We start from the raw sequence: 1,210 nt of genomic DNA, 5'->3' as shown, positions 1-1,210 counted from the left end.
CGCTATTCAACACAGCAGAGCAGCTCAGTTTGTATGTCACTGTATAGGCCATAACCAACGACTGAGATCGGACAGACAACCGAACAAACCGATGTTCCGGGAACTTTTTACTTGACAGTGACAGAGTGGATGCTGGGAGGGAACCACAGCGGTAGATCTGAGCAGTCCGCGGCTGTGAACTTGGGCAGCGCCGTGTTGAACACACTCGTAGCCCGAGATAGTCGCCCTGGTCTCACGACCAGTCTGATAGCACCCTCCCAGCGATCGGACGGATCGTGACTTTCGATGAACTCATTACAAGCGCGACAAGTGGCGACTCCAATTCGTCTATCACACCACTATCGACTCGGAACCACTGGGTGACGAGGTGGCTGATGTTGATCTCAAGATGTGCAACTTTGCCGCCGTCTCCTTTGGCGGTGAGTCCGTGTTAAAAAATGAGATTCGCTGCGATCGTCGTGGTAATGAGAATAAACAGAGTTAGGAGGAAAAATTGGACATATCGATGGACACCAGCTCTGTTCTGCGTCAACGCGCCGTTAGGCATTATCACGGGGTGTCGAAACAGTCCCCGACACACTAGTAGAGACTATGAGAATAAACGAACAGTTAGTTCCCGTTGTCATGAAATCGCTAGAGAGGTCCATATACTTGTACCTTTCCCAATAGCGTCGCCTCACTCATCGTCTGCTGACGGTTCCGACGTAGAACGCTAGTGGACAACCAGTTCAGTGAGAACGTGGACTGGCGCGAGTCGTACCATCAACCAGACACCACGCACTGAAGGGCGAAGATCCCTTCGTGGGGCAGCACGCCGGTCGTGTGTCCCCGAAGCCACCCTGACCAGACAACGGGGGGCTGGCTGTGGTTCGTGAGTAGTGCGTCGGGCCTCGTGAGAGGCGTGGTGTCCGTGGGTATCCACTTCTACAGAGAATTCTCAAAATAATGGCGTGGCCGATACAACAGATGGAAATGCAGAATCAGAAACACCTGGATTCTGCTCTGTTGAATCCGATGACAGCACGGGGGTCACGATCTCTGACGAGGCGATTATCTCGCTCTTCGTCGGCAAGGGGTTGGATCTATCCACCCAGTGATCTCGATCCTCACTCTCTCTAGCAAGATTCCATCTCTGAATTCTCTCGATAGCGCTCCTGAGCGGAGTACAGAGCGACCCGATCCCGACGCCTTCTGCGGATTCAACAGAGCA

General features: G+C 53.1%; 1 protein-coding gene and 1 pseudogene. One reads left to right on the top strand and one right to left on the bottom strand.

Features of this window, described 5'->3' with window-relative positions; genetic code table 11:
* Positions 1–295: 295 nt before the first annotated feature.
* Positions 296–433: pseudogene (locus tag DJ69_RS19190) on the top strand (RNA-guided endonuclease InsQ/TnpB family protein); the annotation flags it as partial.
* A gap of 504 nt (positions 434–937) precedes the next feature.
* On the opposite strand, the gene DJ69_RS18650 reads toward DJ69_RS19190, so the two are convergent.
* A partial coding sequence (locus DJ69_RS18650) for a hypothetical protein (protein ID WP_218962311.1) occupies positions 938–1,210 on the bottom strand: 273 nt, incomplete at its 5' end.

This window comes from Halorubrum persicum (assembly GCF_002727125.1).
GTDB classification, from domain to species: domain Archaea; phylum Halobacteriota; class Halobacteria; order Halobacteriales; family Haloferacaceae; genus Halorubrum; species Halorubrum persicum.
This window is presented reverse-complemented; position numbering and strand designations above follow the sequence as displayed.